The following is a 20,585-nucleotide window of genomic DNA, read 5'->3' on the forward strand; positions in this document are numbered from 1 at the left end:
GTCCGCCCCCTCTCAGCCTCACCGCTAACGCGGCAAAACGCGTTAAATCTTCAGATAGGCGCGGATCCCATCTAAAAACATTTGGGTCGCCAGCATAATCAGGATCAGCCCCATCAACCTCTCCAGTGCATTAACCCCCTTCTCGCCCAGCAGGCGTAAAAATAGCCCCGACAGCAGCAGGATCACTACCGTGGTACCCCAGGCAAACAGCAGCGCGCCCACAAGATAGCTCATCCGGTCGGGGTACTGATGCGAAAGCAGCATCAGCGTGGCCAGCAGGGAGGGACCGGCAACCAGAGGGATCGCCAGCGGAACCAGGAAAGGTTCTTCGCCCGCAGGCAGGCCGGTACTGCTACTCTCCGGCGAGGGGAAAATCATTTTGATGGCGATCAGGAACAGGATAATCCCCCCGGAAATCGACACGGTTTCAGTACGCAGATTCAGAAAGACGAGAATCTTCTCTCCGGCGAATAAAAACAGCAGCATGATCACCAGCGCAATCAGCATTTCACGGATCAGCACCACCCGTCGACGTTTCGGCTCCAGGTGTTTCAAAACCGACATAAAAATCGGCAAATTGCCCAGCGGATCCATAATAAGCAGCAATAATATTGTTGCCGAGATCATTTCAGTCATCGTTGTTGTTCTCGTATTTGCGCAGTTTGCCGCAGGATATAAGCAGCATTGCTAAAAAATTGTCTGCAATCGATTTAATTCACTTGCCACTTTTCCAGCATTTTGTAAGGTAAACGTCAGATCGACTCCTTATCCATTTACTCTAACAGGTCAGGCGCGACTGTCGCAGTCAGAATGCTTACCGTCCGCGCGTTGCGCCCTCCGCGACCTTATCGTTGCAGAACAGGCGCGAATCGCTGCCGGCGGGCAGATGCCAGTAAAGCCCCTGAAGCAGGTACAACATGAAATCAGTTGGATTGATAGGCTGGCGCGGCATGGTTGGTTCCGTGCTGATGCAGCGCATGAGCGAAGCGCGCGACTTTGACGTGATTCGCCCGGTGTTTTTCTCAACCTCGCAGTACGGCCAGGCCGCTCCCGAGTTCGGCAGCCAGCCTGCGGGTGTCCTGCAGGATGCCTTTGATATTGATGCGCTAATGGCGCTTGATATCATCATTACCTGTCAGGGCGGGGATTATACCACTGAAATTTATCCAAAACTGCGTGCCGCAGGCTGGCAGGGCTACTGGATTGATGCGGCGTCGACGCTACGGATGAACGACGATGCGCTGATTATTCTCGATCCGGTCAATCACCAGGTTATCCGTCAGGGGCTGGATAAAGGCATTAAAACCTTTGCGGGCGGCAACTGTACCGTCAGCCTGATGCTGATGTCACTGGGCGGCCTGTTCGCCAGCAATCTGGTCGAGTGGGCTTCGGTAGCGACCTATCAGGCCGCATCCGGCGGCGGCGCGCGTCATATGCGTGAGCTGCTAAGTCAGATGGGCATGCTCCATAACCATGTGGCGAAAGAGCTCCAGAATCCGGCCTCCGCCATTCTTGATATCGAGCGTAAGGTTACCGAAATGAGCCGCAGTGGCGTATTGCCGACGGATAACTTCGGTGTGCCGCTGGCGGGCAGTCTGATCCCCTGGATCGACAAGCAACTCGAAAATGGTCAGAGCCGCGAAGAGTGGAAAGGGCAGGCGGAAACTAACAAAATTTTGCAGCCGTCCACGCTTATCCCGGTTGACGGACTTTGCGTTCGCGTCGGGGCTTTACGCTGCCACAGCCAGGCCTTTACGTTGAAGCTGAAAAAAGACGTGCCGCTGCGTGAAATCGAACAGATGCTGGCCGACCATAACGAGTGGGTTAACGTGGTGCCTAACGACCGCGAGCTGACGATGCGTGAGCTGACGCCTGCCGCTGTTACCGGTACGCTGAAAACCCCGGTTGGCCGCCTGCGTAAGCTCAATATGGGACCGGACTATCTGTCAGCCTTTACCGTGGGCGACCAGCTACTCTGGGGTGCCGCCGAGCCGCTGCGCCGTATGCTGCGTCTGCTGGTCGATTAACGTCGCCCTTCTCTGCCGGGCAGGCGAAAAACCTGCCCGGCCCCTCCCGCACTCTGTCTCTACCCGCCGACAGCACGTTGTGTTCAAACGCCATTAGCGGGGTTTCGCTTCAGCGCTGACGCGCCTTTGCTCGCTCCCTTTCCTGAATTCCCGTCGCCAATCTCTGAAAGTTTGATCTGTAAGCCATATTTTTGTCGTTTCGGTGAGGGCTTTAGTTGCGGCTTAGCTATGCTTAAAAAATAGCGTTTTCTAAACGTGGCCGGAAAGTTTGCCTGTTCTGGCCCAAAAAATTTTTTTGAGTATCCAACTGAAGTTGTCGCACGCTGCGGCGGTTTTTTCCACTGGATGGTCACCTCTCCCGTCAGCGTGCTTTTGCTCAATGAAGAGCAGTTCATTCCCGAAATAATTGGGGATCGTCTGCCCTATATCATGGGAAGAAAGTCATGTCCGCGCCTACGGATCGTCAGCTTATTAATGCATTAATTTCGGGTCACTATGCTGACCCTTTCTCGTTACTTGGCATGCATCAGACCGAAAACGGTCTGGAAGTGAGAGCATTGCTGCCGGATGCCACCGAAGTCTGGGTAATTGAAACCAATACCGGGCGTAAGTGCGCCCAGCTTGAGTGCCTTGATTCACGTGGGTTCTTTAACACGGTCATTCCCCGCCGCAAAACGCCTTTTCGCTATCAGCTGGCTGTGACCTGGCATGGACAGCAGAATCTGATTGACGATCCCTACCGGTTTGGCCCCCTGCTGGCAGAAATGGACAGCTGGCTGCTGGCAGAGGGGACTCATCTGCGCCCCTATGAAACCATGGGCGCCCATGCGGATGTAATTGATGGCGTTCCCGGCACCCGTTTTTCAGTATGGGCGCCGAATGCTCAGCGTGTCGCGGTGGTAGGGGATTTCAACTACTGGGATGGGCGACGCCACCCGATGCGTTTTCGTCAGGAAATTGGCGTATGGGAGCTGTTTATCCCCGGCGCGGTAACGGGGCAGCTCTACAAATTTGAAATGATTGATGCGCAGGGACAGCTGCGCCTCAAGTCAGATCCCTACGCTTTTGAAGCGCAAATGCGGCCGGAAAGCGCCTCAATGATCTGCGGCATCCCGCCAAAGACCGCGATGACTGACGCGCGTAAGCGGGCGAATGATTTTGATGCGCCGATCTCCATCTATGAGGTACATCTGGGATCCTGGCGGCGTCATACCGATAATAACTTCTGGCTAAGCTACAAAGAGCTGGCCGAGCAGCTTATTCCCTATGTGAAGGAGATGGGCTTTACCCATCTGGAGCTGATGCCGATTAATGAGCATCCGTTTGACGGCAGCTGGGGATATCAGCCCACCGGCATGTATGCGCCAACGCGCCGCTTTGGTACCCGCGACGAGTTTAGGAATTTTATCGCCGTTGCCCATCAGGCGGGGCTGAACGTGCTGCTGGACTGGGTGCCGGGCCACTTCCCGTCTGATGATTTCGGGCTGGCGAAGTTTGACGGCACCGAACTCTATGAGCACGGCGACCCGCGTGAAGGCTACCATCAGGACTGGAACACCCTGATCTACAACTTCGGCCGCCGCGAGGTCAGCAATTATCTGGCCGGTAACGCGCTCTATTGGATCGAACGCTTCGGCATCGACGGGCTGCGTGTTGACGCTGTGGCCTCGATGATCCACCGCGACTACAGCCGCGCTGAAGGGGAGTGGGTACCGAATCATTTGGGTGGGCGAGAAAATCTCGAAGCCATCGAATTTTTGCGTTACACCAACCGAACGCTGGGCCAGACGGTTCCCGGTTCGGTCACCCTGGCAGAGGAGTCAACCGACTTCCCGGACGTAACGCGTCCACCTGAGTCGGGCGGCCTGGGCTTCTGGTACAAGTGGAATCTGGGCTGGATGCACGACACCCTGGATTATATGAAGCTGGACCCGATATACCGCAAGCATCATCACAATAATCTGACCTTCGGTATGCTCTATAACAGCACCGAAAATTTTGTGCTGCCGCTTTCCCACGACGAGGTGGTCCACGGCAAAAAGTCGATCCTCGGCAGGATGCCCGGCGATGCGTGGCAGAAATTCGCTAACCTGCGGGCCTATTACGGCTGGATGTTCGCTTATCCAGGCAAAAAGCTGCTGTTTATGGGCAACGAATTCGCACAGGGCAAGGAGTGGAATCACGATATCAGCCTGGACTGGCATCTGCTGGAGGGCGGGGATAACTTCCACCATGGCGTGCAGCGGCTGGTGAAGGATCTGAACCACACCTACCGCGACAACCCGCCGCTCTATCAGCTCGATTTTGATCCCGCCGGTTTTGAATGGCTGGTGGTGGATGATTATGAGAATTCGATTTTCGTTTTTGTCCGTCGCGACCGCGAGGGTAATGAGCTGATCGTTGCCAGTAACTTCACGCCGGTCACCCGACATCACTATCGCTTTGGCGTGACGCAGCCGGGTAGCTGGCGTGAAATCCTTAATACCGACTCGGGGCATTATCACGGCAGCAATACGGGCAACCTGGGTGTGATCCATACCGAAGCACACCCCAGCCACTACCGCGATCACTCGCTCAGTATGACTCTGCCGCCGCTGTCAACGGTATGGCTGGTCAGGGAGCCTGCGTGAATCGGGTTCTTCCGGGAGAACCCGCGCCAGCCGGTGCCGTGAGCGACGGCAAGGGCGTTAACTTTACGCTGTTTTCGCGGCACGCCGAACGCGTGGAACTCTGTCTGTTTGATCAACAGGGCGTGGAGACGCGCAGAGAATTACCGGCTCGCACCGGCGATATCTGGCACGGCTACCTGACGGGAATTGGCCCGGGTCAGCGCTATGGTTACCGCGTACACGGCCCGTGGCAGCCACAGCAGGGGCACCGCTTTAACCCGTTCAAGCTGCTGGTGGACCCCTGTGCACGGGCGGTCGAGGGTGGCGTGCCGGACGACCCACGCTTTCAGTGTGGGGAAGGGGAGATGGACCAGCGCGACAGCGGCCCGGTTGCGCCGAAAAGCGTGGTGCTGGCCGATGACTTCGACTGGGAAGCTGACCAGGCGCCGCGCGTTCCGTGGGGAGAGACGGTTATTTATGAGGCGCACGTTCGCGGTCTGACCCAGCGACATCCGGGCATTCCGCCAGAGATACGTGGCACCTATGCCGCGCTGGGTCATCCGGTAGTGACCGACTACCTGAAACGCCTTGGCATCACCAGCCTGGAGCTGTTGCCCATCGCCTGTTTTGCCGATGAGCCGCGTTTGCAGCGCGCCGGGCTGACTAATTCCTGGGGCTATAACCCGCTGGCGCCCTGGGCCGTTGATGCCCGCTACGCCTCGGGCGTGAAGGACGCCTCTCCCCGTGGTGAATTTCAGCAGGCGGTAAAAGCGCTCCATCAGGCAGGTATCGAGGTCATTCTGGACGTGGTGTTTAACCATACCGCGGAACTGGAAGAGACTGGCCCGACGCTCTCGGGCCGCGGCGTGGACAACAAAAGCTACTACTGGCTGGGTGGAAGCGGCGCATACGAAAACTGGACCGGCTGCGGCAACACGCTTAACACCAGTCAGCCCGGCGTTATGCAGTGGACGCTCGACTGCCTGCGCTACTGGGTGGAGGTCTGTCATGTGGACGGTTTTCGCTTCGATCTGGCCCCGGTGCTGGGCCGCACGCCGGAATATCGTCGTGATGCAGAAATGTTGCAGCTGATCACAGCCGATCCGCTGCTCGGCAAATGCAAAATTATCGCTGAACCCTGGGATATCGGCCCGGAGGGTTATCAGCTGGGTCAGTTCCCGCCGCCGTTTGCAGAGTGGAACGACCAGTTCCGCGACGTCATGCGCCGCTACTGGCTGCATGGCGATATAACCCGCGGGGAGTTTGCCAGCCGGTTTGCCGCGTCCAGCAACCTGTTTCAGCAGGATGGCAGGCGACCCTCGGCGAGCATCAACCTGATCACCGCTCATGACGGCTTTACCCTGCGTGACCTGGTCAGCTTCAACCAGAAGCACAACGAGGCCAATCGTGAAGATAACCGTGACGGGCATAACGCTAACTTCAGTCACAACCACGGGGTGGAAGGGCTTGATGCCCCGCAGGCGGTCAGGGAACAGCGTCGTCGCAGCGTACAGGCCCTGCTCACCACGCTGCTACTTTCGCAGGGTACGCCCATGCTGTTGGCCGGTGATGAGCACGGCCACAGCCAGCACGGCAACAATAATGCCTACTGCCAGGATAACGCGCTGAGCTGGCCTGGCTGGGATGATAACGATAGCGAACTGTTCGCCTTCACCGCCGCGCTCATCCGTCTGCGGCGACGTATTCCGGCGCTCGGCTGTGATAGCTGGTGGCAGGAGGGCGACGGGAACGTTGAGTGGCTCGACCAGCAGGGAAAGCCGCTGGATGCCAGTGCGTGGCAGAAGGGGGGGCAACCACTGCAAATCCGCCTGTCGCAGCGCTGGCTTATTACCATGAACGCCACCGAAGAAGTGTGCGAACTGATATTACCCCTGGGGGAATGGCGCGCCATCCCTCCTTTCGCCGGGGATGATAACCCGATTCTGTCAACTGTCTGGCATGGAGCCGCGCACGGCGTGTGCGTATTCCACAAACAATCATAACAGGAGTCAGACATGGTCAAATTAGATAAGAACGATCCCCTGATGCTGGCAAGACAATTGCCATCTCAAACTGTTGCCCTGATCCTGGCGGGCGGGCGTGGCACGCGATTGAAAGACCTGACCGCGACCCGCGCCAAGCCCGCCGTCCACTTCGGCGGAAAATTCCGCATTATTGATTTTGCCCTGTCAAACTGCCTGAACTCCGGGATCCGACGGATCGCAGTGATCACCCAGTATCAGTCCCATACGCTGGTGCAGCATATTCAGCGCGGATGGTCCTTTTTAAATGAGGAGATGAATGAGTTTGTGGACCTGCTGCCCGCGCAGCAGCGGCTCTCGACCGAGCACTGGTATCGCGGCACAGCCGATGCCGTCACCCAAAATCTCGATATTATTCGCCGCTATCAGGCGCAGTACATCGTGATCCTGGCCGGCGATCATATCTATAAAATGGACTACTCACGGATGCTGCTGGATCACGTGGAGAACGGCGCGAACTGTACCATTGCCTGCCTGCCGGTTCCGATTGAAGAGGCCAGCGCGTTCGGGGTGATGGCGGTCAGCGACGATAACAAAGTGGTCGGCTTTCTCGAAAAACCCGCCGATCCACCTTCGATGCCGGGCGATAAAACCCAGGCGCTGGCCAGCATGGGAATTTACGCCTTTAACGCCGAATATCTCTATCAGCTGCTTGAAGAAGACCTGGCGCTGCCGGAGTCGAATCACGACTTCGGCAAGGACATCCTGCCCAGGGTTGTGGCCACCGGCGAGGCGCTGGCTCATTCCTTTAGCGACTCCTGCGTGCAGAGCGATCATAGCTCACTGCCCTACTGGCGTGACGTGGGTACGCTTGAAGCCTACTGGAAAGCTAACCTCGATCTTGCCTCGGTGATGCCGGAGCTGGATATGTACGATCGCGACTGGCCGATCCGCACCCATATGGAGCCTCTGCCGCCTGCGAAATTTGTCCAGGATCGATCCGGCAGCCATGGCATGACGATGAATTCGCTGGTATCGGGAGGCTGCATTATCTCGGGTTCGGTGGTGGTCAATTCGGTACTGTTTTCCCGCGTACGCATCAACTCATTTTGCAATATTGATTCCTCCGTTCTGTCACCGGACGTGGTGGTTGGGCGCTCATGTCGCCTGCGTCGCTGCGTCATTGATCGTGCCTGTGAACTTCCTGAGGGGACCGTCATTGGCGAGAACCCGGATGACGATGCGCGCCGTTTTTATCGTTCTGAAGAGGGTATTGTTCTGGTGACCCGCACTATGTTGGCGAAGTTAGGCTGGCGGAGCTAAAGCCTTTCACAACGCCGGACCGAAATAAGAAAAAAACATCTGATGCGGGTCAATGCGTCAGCATACAGTTAAGGGGTTGATAATGCAGGTGTTACATGTCTGTTCAGAGATTTTTCCACTGCTAAAAACGGGTGGACTAGCTGATGTTGTCGGAGCACTACCTGCGGCGCAAATCGCAGAGGGGATTGATACCAGAGTGTTGATCCCGGGTTTCCCGGATATTAAAAAAGGGGTGAAGGATACCCAGCTTGTCGCCACGCTGCAGACGTTCGCCGGCAGTGTAGAGCTGCACTATGGAGAATTTGCTGGCGTAGGGATTTACATCATTGATGCACCGGGGCTGTACGACCGGCCTGGCAGCCCCTATCACGATGAATCGCAGTACGCCTATACGGATAACTATCTGCGCTTCGCCCTGCTGGGCTGGATGGGGTGTGAACTGGCCTGCGGCGTGGATAGCCACTGGCGACCGGAGGTGGTGCACGCGCATGACTGGCACGCGGGCCTGGCCTGTGCCTACCTCGCCGCACGCGGGCGGCCTGCAAAATCGGTCTTCACCGTGCATAACCTTGCTTATCAGGGGCTGTTCGCCGCGCACCATCTGGAGCAGATAGAGCTGCCCGCGTCCTTTTTCAATATGTTCGGCCTGGAGTTTTTCGGTCAGATCTCCTATCTGAAAGCAGGGCTGTTTTTTGCCGATCATATTACGGCCGTCAGCCCGACCTATGCGCGGGAAATTACCCTGCCTGAGTTTGGTTACGGTATGGAGGACCTGCTGCGCCAGCGTCAGCTGGAAGGGCGGTTAACCGGTATTTTGAACGGCGTTGATCCGGCCATCTGGGACCCGGCGCACGATCTGCTGCTGACCGCGCGCTACAACCGCGATGTACTCGATGCGAAGGTTGAAAACAAGCGCCAGCTGCAAATTGCCATGGGACTAAAAATAGATGAGAAGGTGCCGGTCTTTGCCGTCGTCAGCCGCCTGACGAAACAGAAAGGGCTGGATCTGGTACTTGAGGCGCTGCCCGGGCTGCTGGAGCAGGGCGGTCAGCTGGTGCTGCTGGGCGCGGGCGATGCCGTTCTGCAACAGGGTTTCCTTGCCGCGGCGGCGGAATATCCGGGGCAGGTGGGCGTGCAGATTGGCTACCACGAGGCGTTTTCTCACCGAATTATGGGCGGTGCCGACGTGATTATGGTGCCGAGCCGCTTTGAGCCCTGTGGCCTGACGCAGCTCTACGGGCTGAAATACGGCACGCTCCCGCTGGTCCGGCGCACCGGTGGCCTGGCGGATACCGTCAATGACAGCTCGCTGGAAAACCTTGCCGACGGCATTGCCAGTGGGTTTGCCTTTGAGGACAGTAACGCATGGTCGCTGCTGCGCGCCATTCGCCGCGCCTTTGTTTTGTGGTCCCGTCCCTCACTGTGGCGCTACGTTCAGCGTCAGGCGATGGCGATGGATTTTAGCTGGCAGGTGGCCGCACTGGCCTACCGCGATCTTTATCAGCGTCTGTTGTAATCAGTGAATGGGAAGATTGATATGAAGGCTCCGTTTACCTATACCGCCCCCACGCTTAGCGTGGAAGCGTTAAAAAATTCCATTGCCTATAAGCTGATGTTTACCCTGGGTAAGGATCCAGTCATCGCCAACAAGCACGAATGGCTGAATGCCACGCTGCTGGCGGTGCGGGATCGTATGGTCGAGCGCTGGCTGCGTTCCAATCGCGCACAGCGCTCGCAGGATGTTCGCCAGGTCTATTATCTGTCGATGGAGTTTCTGGTCGGGCGGACGCTCTCCAACGCGCTGCTCTCCATGGGGATCTACGACGATGCCCGCGACGCACTGAATGAGATGGGGTTCGACCTGGAGGAGCTGATCGAAGAGGAGAGCGATCCGGGGCTGGGTAATGGCGGGCTTGGGCGGCTGGCGGCCTGTTTCCTGGATTCGCTGGCGACGCTGGGGCTACCGGGACGCGGCTACGGCATCCGCTATGACTACGGCATGTTTAAGCAAAATATCATTGACGGACGCCAGGCGGAATCACCTGATTACTGGCTCGAATACGGCAATCCCTGGGAATTCCAGCGCTACAACACCCGCCATAAAGTGCGCTTCGGTGGCCGTATTCAGCAGGAGGGCAGTCGCTCCCGCTGGCTGGAAACCGAAGAGGTGCTGGCCATGGCCTACGATCAGATCATCCCCGGCTACGACACTGATACCACCAATACGCTGCGGCTCTGGGGGGCGCAGGCCAGTAACGAAATCAATCTGGGGAAATTCAACCAGGGGGATTATTTTGCGGCGGTAGAGGATAAAAACCATTCAGAGAACGTATCCCGCGTACTCTACCCGGACGACTCCACCTATTCCGGGCGGGAATTGCGGCTGCGACAGGAGTATTTCCTGGTCTCGGCGACGGTACAGGACATTCTTGCGCGCCACTGGACGATGCATAAAACCTTCGATAACCTGGCAGACAAAATTGCTATTCACCTGAATGACACTCACCCGGTGCTGGCCATTCCCGAACTGATGCGGCTGCTAATAGACGAGCATAAATACAGCTGGGACGATGCGTTTGAAGTGACCTGTCAGGTCTTCTCCTATACCAACCACACTCTGATGCAGGAAGCGCTGGAAACCTGGCCCGTGGATATGATTGGGAAAATCCTGCCGCGCCACCTGCAAATTATTTTTGATATTAACGATTATTTTCTTAAAACCATTCAGGAGCACTACCCCGACGACTGGGATTTGCAGGCGCGGATTTCGATTATCGATGAAAATAACGGCCGTAAAATACGGATGGCCTGGCTGGCAGTCGTGGTTAGCCATAAGGTTAACGGCGTTTCGGAACTGCACTCTACGCTGATGGTTCAGTCGCTGTTTTCCGATTTTGCCGCGTTGTTTCCTGGTCGATTCACGAATAAAACTAACGGCGTGACGCCGCGCCGCTGGCTGGCGCTGGCTAACCCGTCGCTCTCCGGCGTGCTGGATGAAACCATCGGCAGGACCTGGCGCACCGAGCTGAGCCAGCTCGACGAGCTGAAGCAGTATATCGACTACCCCAGCTTTTTGACGCAAATCAGCGACTCCAAGCTGAAAAACAAGAAACGACTGGCGGAGTTCATCGCGCATAAAATGGATATTGTTGTCGATCCGCACGCGCTGTTCGACGTGCAGATCAAACGTATTCACGAATATAAACGCCAGCTGCTGAACGTGCTTCACGTCATCACCCGCTATAACCGCATTAAGGCCGATCCGGATGCGGAATGGGTGCCGAGGGTCAACATCTTTGCCGGGAAGGCCGCCTCGGCGTACACCATGGCAAAGCATATTATCCATTTGATCAACGACGTGGCGAAGGTGATCAATAACGATCCCCAGGTACGCAACAAGCTGAAGGTGGTCTTTATTCCCAACTATAGCGTAAGCCTGGCGCAGATCATTATTCCGGCCGCCGATCTCTCTGAGCAGATTTCTCTGGCGGGCACCGAGGCTTCCGGCACCAGTAATATGAAATTTGCACTCAACGGCGCGCTGACCATCGGTACGCTGGATGGTGCCAACGTTGAGATGCTGGAGCATGTTGGCGAAGAGAATATCTTTATCTTCGGGAATACCACCCCGCAGGTAGAGGCTCTGCGAGCGGCTTGCTATAACGCGCGCGAAATCTATGAGCAGGATGCCGAACTTCATCTGGCGCTGACGCAGATCGCCACCGGGCTGTTCAGCGCACAGGAGCCAGGGCGGTACCGGGATATTTTTGACTCCCTGGTCAGCCTGGGCGATCACTATCAGCTGCTGGCGGACTATCGCAGCTATGTGGACACGCAGGATAAGGTAGATGAGCTGTATCGCAATCCCGACGAGTGGACGAGAAGGGCGCTGTCGAATATTGCCAATATGGGCTATTTCTCTTCGGATCGTACCATTCAGGAATATGCGGATGAGATTTGGGGGATTAAGCCGGTACAGCTTTAGAACAGGGTAAATTAGCGGGAGTGGCACACCGGGGCGGTTGGCACTGCTGTCAGCCATAGCTGACAGCAGTTTCTCGCCCAGGCTCGGTTAATGCTGACAGCAGTTTTACCCCGTCCCGCCGTTATTTCGTTATTAAGAAGCCAGCGATAGCGCAGGCTTTTTCGCATGCTGCGCCAGCCATGCCCCAACGCGCGCGCGCTGCTCGTCATTCAGCCACATACCCAGCTTGGTGCGGCGCCACAGCGCATCATCCTGCTCACGCACCCACTCATTGGCTACCAGGTAGCGCAGTTCCGCTTCATACAGATGATGGCCGAACAGCTCGCCCAGGTCTTCCAGGCTTTTGGCCTCTTTCAGGAACAGCTCGGTGTTGCTGCCATAAGTGCGGGCATAGTGACGCGCCATGGCCTCGCTGATAAACGGATAACGACGACGCAGGCTGGCGGCGTAATCTTCACGGGTGCCGGCAATATCGCCCCCGGGCAGCACGCAGGATTTGGTCCATGCCGGGCCTGCCTTAGGATAATACTTCGCCAGTTTTTCCATCGCGTGTTCAGCCAGCTTGCGATAGGTGGTCAGCTTGCCGCCAAATACCGACAGCAGCGGTGCCTGGCCGTTATCATCGCGGACGTCGAGCGTGTAGTCACGGGTGATGGCCTGAGGCGAATCCGATTCATCATCACAGAGCGGACGGACACCGGAATAGGACCAGACGATATCCTCAACGGTCAGCGCCTTTTTAAAGTGGCTGTTAAACACGTTCAGCAGATAGGCCGTCTCTTTCTCATCAATATGCACGTTTTTCGGGTCGCCCTTATACTCGACGTCGGTAGTGCCGATAATGGAGAACTCATCCATCCAGGGGATCACAAACACGATGCGGTGATCTTCATTTTGCAGGATATAAGCCTGCTTCTGGGTGTGAACGCGCGGCACCACAATATGACTGCCTTTGATCAGGCGAATGCCATAGGGGGATTTCAGCTTCAGTCCGTCGTCAAACAGCTCTTTAACCCAGGGACCGGCGGCGTTGACCAGCCCCCTGGCCTGCCAGGTAAAGGTTTTACCGCTGTCGATATCCTCTGCTTCCACCATCCACAGGCCGTTTTCACGCCATGCGCGGGTTACTTTGGTACGGGTACGGACTTCACCACCGCGCTTTTTCACTTCCTGCGCATTCAACACCACCAGGCGGGCATCATCAACCCAGCAGTCTGAATATTCGAAACCGCGCACAATCTCAGGTTTCAACACCGAATCTGCGCCAAATCGCACACCCTTACTGCCGGGCAGGCTGGTACGTTTGCCCAGGTGGTCGTACATAAAAAGACCTACACGGATCATCCAGGCCGGACGAAGATGAGGACGATGTGGCAAACGAAAACGCATCGGAAATGCGATATGCGGCGCCATTTTCAGCAGCACTTCGCGCTCAGCCAGCGCTTCGCTGACCAGGCGGAATTCGTAATGTTCCAGATAGCGCAGGCCACCGTGGATCAGTTTCGAGCTGGCGGAAGAGGTGGCGCAGGCCAGATCTTGCGCTTCCAGCATCAGTACTGACAGGCCGCGTCCAGCAGCATCTGCCGCAATCCCAGCGCCGTTGATACCGCCGCCGATTACGATCAAGTCTTTGGTTTCCACGTCATCCCCTCCGATGTTCGGAATAGTTCTCAAATGTTCGTTTTCGAGCATAATAATAATCGCAAACCAACACTGATGCCAGCGTTAACCGAATAAAAACATTTATGCGTGATGCAGGTAACATTATTGCGTCGATAAAAGACCATTAACCCTGCGGGTATCCGGGTTATAGTCTTAAGGGTTCGCGTTACAATGGATCTCATTTCGCTTTTACGGGACACCACCATGGATCAATTTCAGTGCATCAGCGTGCAGCAGGCCCAGGCACAGCTAACCGAAAAACAGGCGCAGATGGTCGATATACGCGATCCGCAAAGCTATGCGACGGCACATGCTACCGGTGCGATTCATTTGACTAATAGCTCTCTCGGCGCCTTTATTGAACAAACCGATACGGCCACGCCGGTAATGGTGATGTGCTACCACGGTATCAGCAGCAAAAGTGCGGCGCAGTACCTGCTGAGTCAGGGTTTTACAGAGGTCTATAGCGTAGATGGCGGGTTCGAAGCCTGGCAGGCTGCTTTCCCGCTGCGGGTGGAAAGCATGGCATAGGGGGCGAGACGGTTGAGCGTAACTGTCGGTACCCGGTAAAACAGTGAGATATCCCCTTCATACCTCAGGTTGCAGGTGTGTTGGCTGCGTTTGATTATCCGGTCACTTACCTGAGTAAGCCCCAGGAGATCCACTATGCTGCCGCCTTCCTGCAACTCGGATAATTTAAGGTATATACTGTTCTTTTTTGATGGTAAACAGGGACTTCCACGGCGATGATGCGCATTACTGAATTTTCCAATCCCCGTATGGCGCAGGCCTTTGTAGATTATATGGCTACTCAGGGCGTAGCGATCCGGATTGAGCACGAGAACCAAAGCATCCTGTGGCTGGATGATGATTCAAACGTTAGCCTGGTTGAAAACGAACTTGAGCGGTTTATCCGCGATCCTAATCACCCGCGCTATCAGGCCGCGAGCTGGCATTCTGGCACCACCTCCAGCGGCCTTCGCTATCAGGGATCCTCGCTGATGGCTAACATCACTCAGCGGGCGGGGCCGCTTACGCTAACGGTTATCGCTCTTTGTATCCTGGTTTTTATCCTGATGCAGCTGCTGGGCGACCAGACCGTGATGTCATGGCTGGCGTGGCCCAATAATGACCAGCATTTTCAGCTGTGGCGCTGGTTTACCCCGGCTCTGCTGCACTTCTCATTTCTCCATATTGCCTTCAATCTGCTGTGGTGGTGGTATCTCGGCGGGGCCATTGAAAAACGTCTCGGGGCCGGGAAGCTCTTTGTGATTTTGGTGATATCCGCCCTGCTCAGCGGCTGGATGCAGTCCCGCTTCAGCGGCGTAATGTTTGGTGGACTCTCCGGCGCGGTCTATGCGCTGATGGGCTATGCCTGGCTCAGAGGTGAGCGCGATCCCGAAAGCGGCGTGTATCTGGAGCGCGGGATGATGGTCTTCGCGGTGGTCTGGCTGGTGGTGGGCTATATGGGGTGGTTTGGGCTGTCGATTGCCAACGCCGCGCATGTGACCGGACTGCTGGTGGGGCTGGCAATGGCCTTTGTTGATACCCGTAATGTGAAATGAGCCTGTAGGTATAGCGGGCACGGTCGCGAAAAACAGGAGAACGATGTGAAGCAGACGCAACGTCATGACGCCATTATTGAGCTGGTGCGTCGTCAGGGGTATGTCAGTACGGAGGAGCTGGTGGAGCATTTTACCGTCAGCCCACAAACGATTCGCCGCGATCTAAACGATCTGGCTGAACAGAACAAAATTCAGCGTCATCACGGCGGTGCGGCCCTGCCGTCCAGCTCTGAAAATACGGCCTGGCAGGATCGTAAGAGAATGTGGTCAGCGGAGAAAGCGCGTATCGCCCAGCGGGTCGCCAGCCACATCCCTGATGGTGCCTCGCTGTTTATTGATATTGGCACCACGCCCGAGGCGGTGGCCCATGCGCTGCTTAATCACAATAACCTGCGGGTGGTGACGAATAACCTCAACGTTGCGATGCTGCTTATGTCGAAACCCGACTTCAGCCTGATTATCGCTGGCGGCGAGGTACGCACCCGTGATGGCGGTATCATCGGCGAAGCGACGCTGGACTATATCTCCCAGTTCCGCCTGGATTACGGCATTTTGGGCATTAGCGGTATTGATATGGACGGTTCGCTGCTTGACTTCGATTACCACGAAGTGCGCACCAAACGCGCAATTATTGAGAACTCACGCTGCGTGATGCTGGCCGTCGACCACTCAAAGTTTGGGCGTAATGCGATGATCAATCTCGGTGACATGAACCTGATCGATTATCTGTTTACCGATGAAGCGCCGCCACCGAGCGTGCTGAAGATGATTGAACAGCATGATGTGCACCTTGAACTTTGCTGACGTCTGACCCCTGGTATGTTGAATGTGGCTGACGCCTGACCCATGACCCCTGGCATGTTGAATGTTGCTGACGTCTGACCCATGACCCCTGGCATGTTGAATGTGGCTGACGTCTGACCCATGACCCCTGGCATGTTGAATGTGGCTGACGTCTTATCTTCAGCCTCCTGAGCCTGTCTGACGTCTGGCCTTAGCAAGTTGTAGCATGGATGCTGCACTCCCTTTCAGAACGCTGCCCTCACACCAGAATATCTTCTCCCTTAGGAAGCTTTTTTATCCGATCCGGTCTTAACTGTAAGAGCCTGTAATTGCATTTTTTATCAACGGTGAACCACAGCGTGGAACGCGCCTTTCATTATGATCAGCAGCCTGTCAGGCAGGGCAAACCGTAAGGACGGGACGATGGATAAAAAGTTTGAGCAGGCAGCCACGGCAGCGGGCATAGCCGCAACCTATATCAATGCAAAAGGCGAATCCGAAGTAATAAGCCAGCAGGTTCGCCAGCGCCTGCTGGCTGCGATGTCTGATGCTGGCAGGGCGAAGCCCGGTCCCATCCCGGCCTGCAAAGTGTTTACCCGTCGGCGCGGCGTAAAAGTCGATATCGCCGGACGCGGCGAGTATCAGTGGCGACTGGTGTTAGAAAACGGACGGGAATACAGCGACCAGATAAGTGCGGGCCAGGCGCTGTCGCTGCCGGGCAACCTGCCGTTTGGCTATCATCAGCTTTATCTTCACCAGGGTAAAAAAGCCTGGACGTGCCGGGTTATCATCGCGCCAACGCGCTGCTTCGAGCCTGAACCGCTGCGGGAGGGCGGCAAACTGTGGGGTGCCTGCGTACAGCTCTATACCCTGAGGTCAGAAAGAAACTGGGGAATGGGCGATTTCAGCGATCTGAAACAGATGCTGGCGGAGCTTGCCGATCGCGGCGGCGCCTTTATCGGGCTTAACCCGATTCATTCGCTGTACCCTGCCAGTCCGGAAAACGCCAGTCCGTACAGCCCTTCATCACGGCGCTGGCTGAATGTGCTTTATATCGACGTGGGGTCGGTGCCGGACTTTCAGCAGAGCGCCGCTGCTCAGCGCTGGTGGCAGCAAAAAAACACCCAGGCGCAGCTGGCGAAGGCCAGGCAGAGCGACTGGGTGGACTACTCCCGGGTGGCGGAGCTGAAGATCGCCGGCCTGCGGCATGCCTGGCAGCAGTTTGAGCAGCGTACAGCGGATGACCCGGCCGTGAGCGAATTTGAGACGTTTATTGTCGGTGGTGGGTCAGGGCTGTGGTGGCAGGCGACCTATGATGCGCTGCATGGCGTGATGCTGCAGGAGGATCCGGCGCGCTGGGGCTGGCCAGCCTGGCCGGAGGCGATGCAGGATCCCAACGGCCAGGCGGTGCAGCAGTTTTGCCAGCGAAATGAACGGGAGATCCGCTTCTGGCTCTGGCTTCAGTGGATCGCCGCAGGCCAGTTTGACGCCTGCTGGCAGCTTAGCCAGCAGCGGGGAATGCCGGTAGGATTATACCGCGATCTGGCGGTTGGCGTTTCAGAAGGCGGGGCGGAAACATGGTGCGACAGAGCGCTCTACTGCCTGGGCGCCTCGGTTGGCGCGCCGCCGGATATCCTCGGCCCGCTTGGGCAAAACTGGGGACTGCCGCCGATGGACCCGCATGTGATGGCCGCGCGCGGCTACCAGCCCTTTATTGACATGATCCGCGCCAATATGGCGAGCTGCGGCGCCCTGCGCATCGATCATGTCATGTCAATGCTGCGCCTGTGGTGGATCCCCGTCGGGGAAACGGCCAATTTTGGTGCCTATGTCCATTACCCGGTGGAGGATCTGCTGGCGATCCTGGCGCTGGAAAGCCAGCGTAACCAGTGCATGGTGATCGGTGAGGATCTGGGAACCGTCCCACAGGAGATCGTCGCCCTGCTAAGGGACAGCGGTATCTATTCATGGAAGGTGCTCTATTTCGAACAGCAGGATAAGGACAGCTACCGACCCCCCGAGGCATGGCCACGGCAGTCAATGGCCAGCGCCACGACGCACGACCTGCCTACGCTACGGGGTTTCTGGACGGCAGATGACCTGGCGCTGGGCGAGCGGCTGGGGCTTTACCCTGACAAGGTCGTTTTACGTGGGCTTTACGAGGATCGCGCCCGGCAGAAACAGGCCCTGCTGAACGCGCTGCATCAGTATGGCTGCCTGCCAAAGCACAGCGGCAAAAAAGCCAGCCGGATGAAAATGAGCTACGAACTGAATCGCGGCATGCAGCGATTTATTGCTGATAGCGAAAGCGCTTTACTCGGCCTGCAACCGGAAGACTGGCTCGATATGGACAAGCCGGTTAACGTCCCCGGAACCACCGAACAATACCCCAACTGGCGGCGCAAACTGAGCGCCACGCTGGAGGAGATGTTCGCGGATCCGCACGTTAACCGCTTAATCAAAGACGTGGATCGCAGACGGTGACGTTTTAGTAGAAAGAGTGCTCGCCGCGCTGATGCTCGGTCAGGTCGCGTACGCCCTTAAGTTCAGGGAAGGCTACCAGCAGCTCTTTTTCAATGCCTTCTTTCAGAGTTACGTCAACCATTGAACAGCCGTTACAGCCGCCGCCGAATTGCAGAATAGCGTAGCCGTCGTCGGTAATTTCCATCAGCGAAACCTTGCCGCCATGGCTGGCCAGCTGCGGGTTAATTTGTGCCTGTAGCTGGTACTCCACGCGCTCGATAAGCGGGGCGTCATCACTGACCTTACGCATCTTGGCGTTAGGTGCCTTAAGCGTAAGCTGAGAACCCAGATTATCGGTGACGAAGTCGATTTCAGCGTCGTCCAGGTAGGGTGCGCTCAGTTCGTCAACAAAGGCCGAAAGCTTGTCGAACTTAAGTTCAGTGTCGGTGGCTTCAATGGCATCGGGTGGACAGTAAGAGACGCCACATTCCGCGGTCGGCGTACCCGGATTGATAACGAATACGCGGATCTGGGTGCCCTCTTCCTGTTTCGAAAGCAGTTTTGCAAAGTGCTCTTGCGCAGAATCAGTAATTCGGATCATGGCGATTGCTCAATAGTTGACTAATTTAGTTGGTTATAATACGCCCATCGCCGACGCTCTACAAGGTTCGGCACAGGCACCATATCTCTACGCTGGCCGCACCGGCGGCCAGCAGTATGCGGCTAATTTCCTGAGCGGTACAGCCCGTGGTGACCACATCGTCCAGCAGAGTGATATGCCGCTCCCTGACGTCAATTTCAACCCTGAATGCACCGCGTAAGTTACGCCGCCGTGCAGATGCAGTTAAGCGGTGCTGGATTTTTGCCTTACGGGTGCGTCTCAGAGCCGCGGGGAGATAGCGGCAGCCGCAGCAGTGGGCCAGGTAGCGGGCGATGTCATCCATCTGATTAAAGCCCCGCTGCCATGCGCGATTCTTCTGTAACGGTACCGTCATGATCACATCCGGTCTACGCAGCCCGTGCTGACGCCGGGCGGCGAGCCAGGCGAGCAGCATCAGCCTGGCCAGCATCAGCGAAAGCGCGGTGACGCGGTAAAACTTCAGGCGCTTAACCAGCGCCTTAACGGGTGGCTGCCAGCCGCAAACCGCAATAATCCTGCTCCAGGCCGGGGGGTGGACCAGGCAGCGGCCACAGGGGGTTCTCTCATGCAGAGCGGGTAATCCGCAGCGTGGGCAGCAGGGGGGCAGACGGGGCAGGTGGCGCAGGCAGAGGCTACAGCAGCCATGATGGGCGATGGCTAACGGCATCTGGCATAGCCAACAGAGGGCAGGGATTGATAGCATAGCGGCCTCCATGGCAAAAACAGGATATTAACGGATGACTCAGCTTTACTGGCAGACTATCGGCGACGGCGATCGCGATCTTGTGATGCTGCACGGGTGGGGGCTGAATGCGGGTGTATGGCAGCATCTCATTGCGCGGCTCAGTCCGCATTTTCGTCTGCATCTTGTCGATCTGCCGGGTTACGGTCGCAGCCATGCCTTTCCGGCAATGCCCGTTGAGGAGATGGTTGAAACCGTGCTGCCGCAGGCGCCTGCGCGGGCGATATGGCTGGGCTGGTCACTGGGTGGCCTGTTCGCCAGCAAAATGGCGCTGCTGCATCCCGGGCGCGTAGCCGGACTGGTCAGCGTGGCGTCATCCCCCTGTTTCACCGCCGAAGAGGCGTGGCCTGGCATCAGGCCCGAAACGCTAAGCGGCTTTCAGCACCAGCTTAGCGAAAATTTTCAGCGCACCGTTGAGCGATTCCTTGCCCTGCAAACGCTGGGTACGGAATCGGCCCGTCAGGATGCGCGCCTGTTAAAGAGCGTGGTGCTGGCCCTGCCATCCCCGTCGGTTGACGTATTAAATGGCGGTCTGGAGACGCTGCGTACCCTCGATCTGCGCCAGGAAATGATGACGCTTAGCGTACCGCTGCTGCGTATTTATGGCGCCCTTGATGGCCTGGTCCCGCGCCGGATAGCGCCAGTGCTGGATAAAGCATGGCCCGACAGCCGCTCGGTTATTATTGAAAAAGCGGCGCACGCACCCTTTATTTCCCACCCGGACGTTTTTTGCGATCGACTTAAGGAATTCGCCCTGGAAATCCCCCATTAATTTTCGCTTACAAAACTGGCAATTTATTCGTT

The 20,585-nt window shown here is 56.8% G+C and carries 16 protein-coding genes; 11 read left to right on the forward strand and 5 right to left on the reverse strand.

Annotated features, from left to right (window positions below; all coding sequences use genetic code 11):
• Positions 1-42: 42 nt before the first annotated feature.
• Complete coding sequence (locus ACLRGG_RS07105) at positions 43-636, reverse strand: YhgN family NAAT transporter (RefSeq protein WP_067699932.1); 594 nt, start codon at positions 634-636, stop codon at positions 43-45.
• A 281-nt stretch (positions 637-917) separates the two neighbouring features.
• Between ACLRGG_RS07105 and asd the strand changes: the two genes are divergently transcribed.
• Entirely contained in the window at positions 918-2,027 is a 1,110-nt protein-coding gene (gene asd / locus ACLRGG_RS07110) for an aspartate-semialdehyde dehydrogenase (RefSeq protein WP_416249061.1), read from the forward strand.
• An 83-nt stretch (positions 2,028-2,110) separates the two neighbouring features.
• On the opposite strand, the gene ACLRGG_RS07115 is transcribed toward asd, so the two are convergent.
• Complete coding sequence (locus tag ACLRGG_RS07115; RefSeq protein WP_416249062.1) at positions 2,111-2,407, reverse strand: hypothetical protein; 297 nt, start codon at positions 2,405-2,407, stop codon at positions 2,111-2,113.
• 63 nt (positions 2,408-2,470) lie between these two features.
• Between ACLRGG_RS07115 and glgB the strand changes: the two genes are divergently transcribed.
• From glgB to glgP, 5 genes are all read left to right on the forward strand, one after another.
• Complete coding sequence (gene glgB / locus ACLRGG_RS07120) at positions 2,471-4,657, forward strand: 1,4-alpha-glucan branching enzyme (protein ID WP_416249063.1); 2,187 nt, start codon at positions 2,471-2,473, stop codon at positions 4,655-4,657.
• Positions 4,633-6,639 (forward strand): glycogen debranching protein GlgX, encoded by a 2,007-nt coding sequence (gene glgX / locus ACLRGG_RS07125; protein WP_416249064.1) that lies wholly within the window; start codon positions 4,633-4,635, stop codon positions 6,637-6,639. The genes glgB and glgX overlap by 25 nt, the downstream gene beginning before the upstream one ends.
• Before the next feature lie 12 nt (positions 6,640-6,651).
• A complete protein-coding gene (glgC, locus tag ACLRGG_RS07130) occupies positions 6,652-7,941 on the forward strand; it encodes a glucose-1-phosphate adenylyltransferase (RefSeq protein ID WP_416249065.1) in 1,290 nt (429 codons plus the stop codon).
• A gap of 82 nt (positions 7,942-8,023) precedes the next feature.
• Positions 8,024-9,457, forward strand: coding sequence for a glycogen synthase GlgA (gene glgA, locus ACLRGG_RS07135; protein WP_416249066.1), 1,434 nt, complete (start codon positions 8,024-8,026; stop codon positions 9,455-9,457).
• A gap of 21 nt (positions 9,458-9,478) precedes the next feature.
• Positions 9,479-11,926: a glycogen phosphorylase gene (glgP, locus tag ACLRGG_RS07140; RefSeq protein ID WP_416249068.1), complete on the forward strand. Its 2,448-nt coding sequence runs from the start codon at positions 9,479-9,481 to the stop codon at positions 11,924-11,926.
• Between the two features lie 132 nt (positions 11,927-12,058).
• Here glgP and glpD read toward each other — a convergent pair whose 3' ends face one another.
• Complete coding sequence (gene glpD, locus ACLRGG_RS07145) at positions 12,059-13,567, reverse strand: glycerol-3-phosphate dehydrogenase (protein WP_416249069.1); 1,509 nt, start codon at positions 13,565-13,567, stop codon at positions 12,059-12,061.
• A 225-nt stretch (positions 13,568-13,792) separates the two neighbouring features.
• Between glpD and glpE the strand changes: the two genes are divergently transcribed.
• The 4 genes from glpE to malQ all read left to right on the forward strand — a co-directional run bounded on the left by glpE (position 13,793) and on the right by malQ (position 18,420).
• A complete protein-coding gene (gene glpE / locus ACLRGG_RS07150; protein ID WP_416249070.1) occupies positions 13,793-14,119 on the forward strand; it encodes a thiosulfate sulfurtransferase GlpE in 327 nt (108 codons plus the stop codon).
• 218 nt (positions 14,120-14,337) lie between these two features.
• Entirely contained in the window at positions 14,338-15,153 is an 816-nt protein-coding gene (glpG, locus tag ACLRGG_RS07155) for a rhomboid family intramembrane serine protease GlpG (RefSeq protein WP_416249136.1), read from the forward strand.
• 45 nt (positions 15,154-15,198) lie between these two features.
• The gene (locus ACLRGG_RS07160) at positions 15,199-15,957 is read left to right on the forward strand and encodes a DeoR/GlpR family transcriptional regulator (protein WP_416249071.1); all 759 of its coding nucleotides are present in this window, start codon (positions 15,199-15,201) and stop codon (positions 15,955-15,957) included.
• A 402-nt stretch (positions 15,958-16,359) separates the two neighbouring features.
• A complete protein-coding gene (gene malQ / locus ACLRGG_RS07165) occupies positions 16,360-18,420 on the forward strand; it encodes a 4-alpha-glucanotransferase (RefSeq protein WP_416249072.1) in 2,061 nt (686 codons plus the stop codon).
• A 4-nt stretch (positions 18,421-18,424) separates the two neighbouring features.
• On the opposite strand, the gene nfuA is transcribed toward malQ, so the two are convergent.
• Together nfuA and gntX are read right to left on the reverse strand one after the other, a co-directional pair.
• Positions 18,425-19,000 (reverse strand): Fe-S biogenesis protein NfuA, encoded by a 576-nt coding sequence (gene nfuA, locus ACLRGG_RS07170; protein WP_067699907.1) that lies wholly within the window; start codon positions 18,998-19,000, stop codon positions 18,425-18,427.
• Positions 19,001-19,058: 58 nt separating this feature from the next.
• Positions 19,059-19,742 carry a DNA utilization protein GntX gene (gene gntX / locus ACLRGG_RS07175; protein WP_416249073.1) on the reverse strand — a complete coding sequence of 228 codons (684 nt, stop codon included), beginning with the start codon at positions 19,740-19,742 and terminating at the stop codon, positions 19,059-19,061.
• Positions 19,743-19,776: 34 nt separating this feature from the next.
• Between gntX and bioH the strand changes: the two genes are divergently transcribed.
• On the forward strand, positions 19,777-20,553 hold the full coding sequence (gene bioH, locus ACLRGG_RS07180; RefSeq protein ID WP_416249074.1) for a pimeloyl-ACP methyl ester esterase BioH: 777 nt from the start codon (positions 19,777-19,779) through the stop codon (positions 20,551-20,553).
• Positions 20,554-20,585: the final 32 nt, after the last annotated feature.

The sequence above is a fragment of the Erwinia sp. PPS120 genome (assembly GCF_047918655.1).
In the GTDB taxonomy this organism is placed as follows: Bacteria; Pseudomonadota; Gammaproteobacteria; order Enterobacterales; family Enterobacteriaceae; genus Erwinia; species Erwinia tasmaniensis_A.

Excerpts from the sequence above, each read along its gene's own strand:
- ACLRGG_RS07105 (WP_067699932.1), bottom strand. The coding sequence starts at position 636 with ATGACTGAAATGATCTCGGCAACAATATTATTGCTGCTTATTATGGAT.
- asd (WP_416249061.1), top strand. The coding sequence starts at position 918 with ATGAAATCAGTTGGATTGATAGGCTGGCGCGGCATGGTTGGTTCCGTG.
- glgB (WP_416249063.1), top strand. The coding sequence starts at position 2,471 with ATGTCCGCGCCTACGGATCGTCAGCTTATTAATGCATTAATTTCGGGT.
- glgX (WP_416249064.1), top strand. The coding sequence starts at position 4,633 with ATGGCTGGTCAGGGAGCCTGCGTGAATCGGGTTCTTCCGGGAGAACCC.
- glgC (WP_416249065.1), top strand. The coding sequence starts at position 6,652 with ATGGTCAAATTAGATAAGAACGATCCCCTGATGCTGGCAAGACAATTG.
- glgA (WP_416249066.1), top strand. The coding sequence starts at position 8,024 with ATGCAGGTGTTACATGTCTGTTCAGAGATTTTTCCACTGCTAAAAACG.
- glgP (WP_416249068.1), top strand. The coding sequence starts at position 9,479 with ATGAAGGCTCCGTTTACCTATACCGCCCCCACGCTTAGCGTGGAAGCG.
- glpE (WP_416249070.1), top strand. The coding sequence starts at position 13,793 with ATGGATCAATTTCAGTGCATCAGCGTGCAGCAGGCCCAGGCACAGCTA.
- glpG (WP_416249136.1), top strand. The coding sequence starts at position 14,338 with ATGCGCATTACTGAATTTTCCAATCCCCGTATGGCGCAGGCCTTTGTA.
- malQ (WP_416249072.1), top strand. The coding sequence starts at position 16,360 with ATGGATAAAAAGTTTGAGCAGGCAGCCACGGCAGCGGGCATAGCCGCA.
- nfuA (WP_067699907.1), bottom strand. The coding sequence starts at position 19,000 with ATGATCCGAATTACTGATTCTGCGCAAGAGCACTTTGCAAAACTGCTT.
- gntX (WP_416249073.1), bottom strand. The coding sequence starts at position 19,742 with ATGCTATCAATCCCTGCCCTCTGTTGGCTATGCCAGATGCCGTTAGCC.
- bioH (WP_416249074.1), top strand. The coding sequence starts at position 19,777 with ATGACTCAGCTTTACTGGCAGACTATCGGCGACGGCGATCGCGATCTT.